At 45.7% G+C, this 7870-nt stretch carries 7 protein-coding genes; 3 read left to right on the plus strand and 4 right to left on the minus strand.

The annotated features are described in order from the left end of the window. The first annotated feature begins 114 nt into the window (after positions 1-114). On the plus strand, positions 115-429 hold the full coding sequence (locus A3763_RS24315) for a YqfO family protein (protein WP_068511457.1): 315 nt from the start codon (positions 115-117) through the stop codon (positions 427-429). Between the two features lie 6 nt (positions 430-435). On the opposite strand, the gene A3763_RS24320 is transcribed toward A3763_RS24315, so the two are convergent. From A3763_RS24320 to arsC, 3 genes are all read right to left on the minus strand, one after another. Then, on the minus strand, positions 436-2211 hold the full coding sequence (locus A3763_RS24320; protein WP_068511455.1) for a GspE/PulE family protein: 1776 nt from the start codon (positions 2209-2211) through the stop codon (positions 436-438). A gap of 47 nt (positions 2212-2258) precedes the next feature. Continuing rightward, positions 2259-2639 carry a DUF2069 domain-containing protein gene (locus tag A3763_RS24325; RefSeq protein WP_068511453.1) on the minus strand — a complete coding sequence of 127 codons (381 nt, stop codon included), beginning with the start codon at positions 2637-2639 and terminating at the stop codon, positions 2259-2261. Positions 2640-2734: 95 nt separating this feature from the next. Then, positions 2735-3088 carry an arsenate reductase (glutaredoxin) gene (gene arsC, locus A3763_RS24330; protein WP_068511451.1) on the minus strand — a complete coding sequence of 118 codons (354 nt, stop codon included), beginning with the start codon at positions 3086-3088 and terminating at the stop codon, positions 2735-2737. Positions 3089-3142: 54 nt separating this feature from the next. On the opposite strand from arsC, the gene A3763_RS24335 reads away from it, so the two are divergent. Continuing rightward, positions 3143-3583, plus strand: coding sequence for a TlpA disulfide reductase family protein (locus A3763_RS24335; protein ID WP_068511449.1), 441 nt, complete (start codon positions 3143-3145; stop codon positions 3581-3583). Between the two features lie 33 nt (positions 3584-3616). Here the strand turns inward: A3763_RS24335 and A3763_RS24340 are convergent, their stop codons facing one another. Further along, on the minus strand, positions 3617-4072 hold the full coding sequence (locus A3763_RS24340; protein ID WP_231872309.1) for a CoA-binding protein: 456 nt from the start codon (positions 4070-4072) through the stop codon (positions 3617-3619). Positions 4073-4185: 113 nt separating this feature from the next. On the opposite strand from A3763_RS24340, the gene dnaE reads away from it, so the two are divergent. Continuing rightward, a complete protein-coding gene (gene dnaE / locus A3763_RS24345; protein ID WP_068511448.1) occupies positions 4186-7740 on the plus strand; it encodes a DNA polymerase III subunit alpha in 3555 nt (1184 codons plus the stop codon). Positions 7741-7870: the final 130 nt, after the last annotated feature.

Here is a 7870-nt window from a genome sequence, read left to right on the forward strand (position 1 = left end):
TGGGTAAGTTAAAATTAAATCTAACACTTGTTTGAAACACCTGTATTGGCGGGCTTTACACGTAAATCTGTGTAACCTTAATAAATGAATCAAGTGTACGGTAGGGTATATGGTATGTATAAGTTATGTTTTTTTGTGCCTGTCGAGAATGCGGAAAAAGTTAAGGATGCGGTTTTTTTGACAGGTGCAGGTAGGATAGGTTGTTATGATCGGTGTAGCTGGGAAACTTTGGGGGCTGGACAATTTAGACCTTTATCTGGTAGCAAGCCAGCGATTGGTCAGATTGATGAAATTGAAAAAGTTCAAGAGCTAAAGGTTGAATTGGTTTGTTCGGATGAGTGTATCAAACAGGCCGTGTCAGCATTGAAGCAGGCTCATCCTTACGAAGAGCCTGCATACGAAGTATTTCGTTTGGAGGAGGGCTTCTAGTGTTCCCTAGCTCATTAGCTGATTAAGGCTGACTGGTGTGACTCTGAGCACTTCATCAATGGTTGTTAAGCCATTTGCTATTTTATTTGCGCCGCTTAGCCTTAGTGAATACATCCCTTCTTTAATTGCTTCTTTTCTGAGCTCTGCTACTTGACCGCTTTCGTGTATGTGCCCTTTTAAGCTTTCGGATAAGGGCATGATTTCATAAACGCCTGCTCGACCGCGATAGCCTGTTTGTCGACATTCTTGGCAGCCGACGGGTTGTTGCGCATTTTGAGGCAAAGGTGTTTTCCAAGGTCTGGTAAGCATTTTCCAGTCTTCCTCTTCAAGCTCGACAGGTGTCTTGCAGGACGTACAAAGGGTTCTAACCAGCCTTTGGGCCATCACGCCCAATACCGTTGCTTTTATTAGGTATGGAGGGATGCCGAGTTCCATTAATCGCGTGATTGCGCTGGGTGCGTCATTAGTATGCAGTGTCGAAATAACCAGGTGGCCTGTCAGGGCAGCTTGTATTGCCATCTCGGCTGTTTCCAGGTCTCTTATTTCACCAATCATTATGATATCGGGGTCTTGTCGCATAAGGGCTTTAATGCCGCTGGCGAAATCCAGGTCGATATTTTGTTGGATCTGCATCTGATTGAAGGCAGGTTCTACCATTTCAATCGGATCTTCAATCGTGCTGACATTAACTTCGGGTGTCGCGAGTTCACGCAAGGTCGAATAGAGCGTTGTCGTTTTTCCTGAACCGGTCGGGCCGGTAACGAGAATAATGCCATTTGGCTGACCGGTCATTTGCTTCCAGCGTTTTAAATCTTCGCTAGAAAAGCCTAACTCAGAGAATGAGCATTGTAAGACTTCCGGATCGAAAACACGCATTACTAGTTTTTCGCCAAAGGCGGTAGGCAGGGTTGAAAGACGGAGCTCTATTTCCTTCTCATTGCTGTTACGTGTTTTTATTCGGCCATCTTGTGGTTTTCTTTTTTCGGCGACATTGAGGCGACCTAGAATCTTGAAGCGGCTGGTAACCGCGATGCCTACTTTGGCGGGAAATTCATAGACGTTATGCAGTACACCATCAATTCGAAAGCGTACTTGTGAGATTTCCCGGCGTGGTTCAATGTGAATATCGCTAGCGCGCTGCTCAAAAGCATATTGCAGAAGCCAGTCAACAATGTTGATGATGTGTTGATCGTTAGCGTCCGGGTTGCCTTGCGCGCCAAGTTCCAGCATTTGTTCAAAGTTCTGTGAATGCTGCGAGGAAGTTTGTGCGCCAGCCTTATTAACAGAGTTTGCCAGGTGATAAAATTCGACAGTATATTTTCTTAGATCAGCAGGAGAGACGATGACTCGGCTAATGTTCTTCTTGAGAATGTGCTTTAGATCGTTTTCCCAATGATCAACAAAAGGTTGGGCGCTGGCGATGACGGCTTCTTCTGAGTTGATTTCGACTGCCAGAATATGATGCCGCTGAGCGAAAGCAAGTGACATCACGTTTGCTACTTTCTGACTATCAATTTTCAGAGGGTCGATTTGGAAAACCTCTTGCCCGCTCCATGTAGAAAGCCAGTTAAGCAAGGATTCTATGCTGATGGCTTCCCCGGAAGGTTTACTTAGTTCAGCGTTCGCTATGATTTCTAAAGGGTGAAGCTTTGCCTGCGCACTTCCTTTTGGCGCGATCAGCAGCGCCTTCGCATCTTCCTCACTTAACCACTTATCTTGCTGCAATTGGTGAACGATTTGCCCGAAAGTGAGTGGCTCAGAATGTGAAAATTGCTGCTGCATTAAGGTTTACTCTCATGTAATTAAAGCTAACTGATTAGTTAGCTAATCTAGAATAGCGCTCGGCCCAGAGCGCGTTCCCACTTTATATAAAACATAGCAGATAAAAAGATGTTGACGGTTAATAAAGTGATAACCAGGTCTAAGCCTGCGCCTTGAGATAGAAAGGCTTCGACAACTGCTTGAGTAAAATAGAATAAAACGATAAAACAAAGCCACGTATATGAACGCAGGCTATCTTTAATTAAGCCAGGCAGAATGATCAGCAATGGGGAGAGTTTGACGCTTACGACGACCCAGGGTGAGCTTCCTTCGGGTAGGTAGCTTGGAAGGCTGGTGATGATCATCATTAGAATAAGTAAAAGGTAGGAAGCCCAAGTAATGCAGTAGGCGACTACGTTTTTTCTTGGGCGCTGTGGTGTTTGAGACATTCGGTGTTCCATTACAATTGAGGTGAGCTTGGTGTCGACAGTCCGACTTCACCCTCAAACTTATACCGTAGAGGGCGCTTCGAAGCATATATCGTTTATATAAGTTCGAGTACGTTTTCTGGTGGGCGACCCAGAACTGCTTTGTCGCCTTTAATGACAATAGGGCGTTCGATGAGCTTTGGGAATTTCGTCATCGCGTCAATTAATTGGGCGTCGCTAAGTGTTTTATCTGCTAGCTCGTTGTCTTTGTAAGCTTGCTCACCTTTGCGAAGAAGTTCGCGGGCGCCAATGCCTAACTTACCAAGTATCTCTGAGATTTTTTTGGCGTCTGGCGTATCATCTAAATACAGAACAATTTCAGGCTGGATGCCTTTCTCTTCGATAAGCGCTAAGGTTTGGCGTGATTTAGAGCAGCGAGGATTGTGGTATATTTGTATCGTGTCGGTCATAGTTAATCGTCCAGCGTGGTAAAATTAGATGGCATATTGTAACAGGAGTCAGGCTTGAGAATAAAAACACTTTTGCCCTTTGTATTGTTTCTTTTTCTAAGTGCCTGCTCTGAATCTGTTTTCGTCTTTTCTGATGGTCGCCAGCAAGCGCTAAACTCATATAAGGGGCAGTGGCTATTAATCAATTACTGGGCAGAATGGTGCCGGCCCTGTCTCGATGAATTACCAGAATTGAACAAGTTAAATAAAGGTGAGGCCTTCCAGGTTCTGGGTTTTGACTTCGATAAAGCGAAAGGAGAGCTCTTGGATAGCAAGGTTAAGCGGTTGGGAATAGATTTTCCGGTGCTTGATGCAGACCCGTCTAGCATGTTTTCTCAGAAATTGCCGAGTGGCCTGCCAGCGACAATGTTAATAAACAAGCAGGGGAAGTTTGTTAAGTGGTTAATGGGGCCGCAAACGGCAGAGTCGATCAATAGGCATTTAGGCTTGGAGTAAAAGTAGCTGTTTTTACTCTGAGCTCAAATATTGTTAAGCCAGAGTTGATACGCGCTCTGCTTCTTGGATTACCCGTTTAGGGCACCTGTCCATCACCACTGATATTCCTGCTGCACGTAACTTGGCTGCAGCAGTTTCATTGATGACGCCAATCTGCATCCAAACAACCTTGGGTTGTAGAGTTTTCGGAAGTGCTAGCACTTCGTCACATATCGATGCAGCGGCTTCAGAGTTTCTAAAAATATCGACCATGTCGACCTTAATGGGCAGCTTGGTGATGTTTTTGATTACCGTTTCACCTAACAGATTCTGGCCTTCTAGGTCTGGGTTAATCGGTGTGATTTTGAAACCTTTGTTTTGCAAGAAGTTCATGACTTCATTACTTGGTCTTTCGGGTTTTTGACTGGCACCAACTAAGGCAATTGTTTCAACTGAGTTGAGTAGATCTATCAACTGGTTGTGGTTAAATTGTGTTTTGATAAGGTTCACCAATGCGTCTGATACGGGAATTAAAGTCGTAAAAAATAAGCGCTAAGATGCTTCGACAAGGCCTTAAGTCATGCTAACATCTCAGCTCCTACAATATGTCATCGCGATACCTCATGCCAGCAAAATTTGTTCATCTCAAGTTACATACTGAATTCTCCCTTACCAACGGTTTGGTAAGGATCAAACCGCTGATTAAACAGTTGGTCGATGAGGAGTTTCCGGCGGTCGCGATCACTGATCAATCTAACCTGTGTGCACTCGTCAAGTTCTATAAGTCTACGCGCGGTTCTGGTATCAAACCGATCGCCGGGGTTGATATTTGGCTCGAAAACGAAAGTGAGCCAGACAATCCAAGCCGTCTTACCTTGTTGGCAAAGACTGACAAGGGTTACCTTAATATGACCGAGTTGGTCTCGAAGGGTTTTACTGAAGGGCAAGATTATGGCAAAGCGGTCATCACGAAAGAGTGGTTGAAGGAAGCATCAGAAGGTCTGATTGTTTTGTCCGGTGCGAAAGATGGAGAAATTGGCCGTGCTTTGTTGGCTGGGAGAGAAGACCTTGCTGTTGAGCTCTTGGAGCACTGGATGTCGGTTTTTTCTGATAGTTTCTACCTTGAACTTCAGCGTACTAATCGCCCTAATGATGAGGAATGCGTTCATCTGAGTGTTGCGCTAGCCGAGAAGTTATCGTGTCCGGTTGTTGCGACAAACGATGTGCAATTTCTGGCTGAGTCTGATTTTGAGGCTCACGAAGCCAGGGTTTGTATTTCAGACGGTGAAACACTCGATAACCCAAACCGGGAAAAGCTCTATAGTGACGCTCAGTACCTTAAAAGTGCTGACGAGATGTTGGCCTTATTCGAAGATATTCCCGAGGCCGTTGAAAACACGATAGAAATCGCTAAACGCTGCAATGTGGAAATTCGTTTGGGCGAGTACTTTCTGCCTCAATATCCCGTGCCTGAAGGCATGACAATGGATGAGTTTTTTCGCAAGCTTTGTCATGACGACCTGGATGAGCGCTTAAAAGTAATTTTGGCTAATTGTCCTGAAGACGAGCTTGAGGAACGGCGAAAACCTTATCTGGATCGCTTGAAATTTGAACTCGATATCATTCTTCAGATGGGGTTTCCCGGCTATTTTCTGATCGTAATGGACTTTATTAAATGGGCGAAGGATCATGATATCCCTGTTGGCCCGGGTCGTGGTTCAGGTGCTGGTTCACTTGTTGCATATGTATTGAAAATTACCGACCTGGATCCCTTGCAATACGATCTACTATTCGAACGTTTCTTGAACCCGGAACGTGTCTCGATGCCTGACTTTGACGTTGACTTCTGTATGGATGGGCGAGACCGGGTTATCTCTTATGTTGCTGATCATTACGGCAGGGATGCGGTATCGCAGATTATTACCTTTGGTACGATGGCAGCAAAGGCTGTGGTGCGAGATGTTGCGCGTGTGCAGGGTAAATCTTACGGTTTGGCTGACCGGCTTTCGAAGATGATTCCTTTCGAAATCGGCATGACTTTGTCAAAGGCGATTGAGCAGGAACCGACCTTAAAAACTTTTCTTGATGAAGACGAAGAAGCCCAGGAGATCTGGGAAATGGCTGTCTGTCTAGAAGGGATTACGCGTAACGTCGGTAAGCACGCCGGTGGTGTTGTTATCGCACCGACTAAACTGACAGACTTTGCTGCACTTTATTGTGATGAAGAAGGCGGTGGCCTGGTTACCCAGTTCGATAAAAATGATGTTGAAGATGCAGGCCTGGTTAAGTTCGACTTCTTGGGGCTTCGTACTCTAACTATCGTTGACTGGGCTTTGAAGATGATTAACCCTCGCTTGGCAGCGAAAGGTAAAGAGCCTATTAATATTGACCATATCCCACTGGATGATAGGCCCTCTTTTGAATTGCTGAAGTCAGCAGAAACAACGGCGGTATTCCAGCTGGAATCCCGTGGTATGAAAGACTTGATTCGTCGACTTCAGCCAGACAACCTTGAAGATATGATCGCACTGGTTGCACTATTTAGACCGGGGCCTTTGGAGTCAGGCATGGTTGATGACTTTATCAACCGTAAGCATGGGCGGGCAGAAGTAGCCTATCCTCATCCTGACTTTCAGCATGAGAGTCTGAAAGGCATTCTAGAACCGACTTACGGTGTTATTGTCTATCAGGAACAGGTTATGCAGATTGCACAGACCTTGGCAGGATATACGCTAGGTGGCGCGGATATGCTGCGTCGTGCAATGGGTAAGAAAAAACCGGAAGAAATGGCTAAGCAGCGCGATACCTTCCGTGAAGGTGCTGCGTCAATTGGTGTTGACCCAGACCTCGCCATGAAAATATTCGACTTGGTAGAAAAGTTTGCGGGCTATGGTTTTAACAAGTCTCACTCAGCGGCCTATGCGGTCGTTTCCTATCAAACATTGTGGCTAAAGACTCATTTTCCTTCAGAGTTTATGGCTGCGGTACTGACTGCCGATATGCAAAATACCGACAAGGTGGTGACCTTAGTCGAAGAGTGTCGTCAGATGAAAATCTCTTTGGTGCTGCCGAATGTCAATGTCAGTCAATATACCTTTACCGTTGATGACGATCTTCAGGTTGTCTACGGTTTGGGTGCCATTAAAGGCTTAGGGGAAGGGCCCGTTGAGAGTGTCTTGGAAGCCAGGGAAGAGGGCGGACCATTTAAAAGTCTGTTTGATTTTTGTGACCGGGTAGATTTGAAGAAGGTGAATAAGCGAGCTCTGGAAGCATTGATCCGAGCCGGTGCCATGGATTCGATTGGCCCGAGCCGCGCGAGGATGATGGAAAGTATTACCGAAGCAGTACAACGCGCTGACCAGAATGCCAGAAACCAAAATGCGGGTATGATGGATATGTTTGGCGAGGTTGTTCCTGACGAAGATGAGGATGTCTACGCAAGTTCAGAAGGTGTTCGTGAGTGGAGTGAAAAAGAGCGGCTAGGGCAGGAAAAAGACACCTTGGGCTTATACCTGACAGGTCACCCTTTTGATGAGTATGAAAAAGAGGTTAGGCGTTTTGCTCCGAACTCTATATTAAACCTTAAGTCCAGTCGTAATCGGACGACGGTAGTGGGTTTGATTGTTGAAATTCGGGTAATGAAGAATAAACGTGGCCAGACCATGTGCTTCGTTACTTTGGATGATCGTAGTGCACGAATTGAGGCGACACTATTTGCGGATACATTTGACGAGTGTCGCGAGGCTATTCAAAAGGATGAGGTGGTTGCTGTTTCTGGTGTAGTGAGTCTTGATGACTATTCCGGAATGCTGAAGATGCGAGTTAGCCAGGTACAAAGTATTGCTTCAGCGAGAATTAACTTTGCCAAGAATATCTCTATCAGTATTAGTCAGGCGCAGTGTGCTGACGGAATGCTAGAAAGCGTTAAGAGTAAGTTGGAACCTTATCGTTGTACTCAGCCAGTACCTGCTGCACCAGCAATGCTTGGTGAGGGGGCAATGGTGCGAGAAGAAGAGTCGCTTCAGCCAGCAGGTTGTAAGGTTGCCTTAAGCTACCAGCGACCTGATGTGAGTGCGGTTATCGAATTTGGTGATAGCTGGCGGGTTGAGCCTGCTGACGAATTGTTTCAAGAGTTAGAGTATTTGCTGGGTGAAGGGAAGGCGCAGCTCGTTTATTAGCCTCATATTTTTTTTATGTTGTGGCGGGATTTTCACTTATGCTGTCTGGTAAGGCGGCGAAAAAAAAGTAACAATAGCCCCCTCAAATCTAATGGAAGAGTCAGTTAGCCAGACTAAAGCGGTTTATTAT

Source organism: Oleiphilus sp. HI0128, assembly GCF_001635365.1.

Excerpts from the sequence above, each read along its gene's own strand:
- dnaE (WP_068511448.1), top strand. The coding sequence starts at position 4,186 with ATGCCAGCAAAATTTGTTCATCTCAAGTTACATACTGAATTCTCCCTT.
- A3763_RS24325 (WP_068511453.1), bottom strand. The coding sequence starts at position 2,639 with ATGTCTCAAACACCACAGCGCCCAAGAAAAAACGTAGTCGCCTACTGC.
- A3763_RS24315 (WP_068511457.1), top strand. The coding sequence starts at position 115 with ATGTATAAGTTATGTTTTTTTGTGCCTGTCGAGAATGCGGAAAAAGTT.
- arsC (WP_068511451.1), bottom strand. The coding sequence starts at position 3,088 with ATGACCGACACGATACAAATATACCACAATCCTCGCTGCTCTAAATCA.
- A3763_RS24320 (WP_068511455.1), bottom strand. The coding sequence starts at position 2,211 with ATGCAGCAGCAATTTTCACATTCTGAGCCACTCACTTTCGGGCAAATC.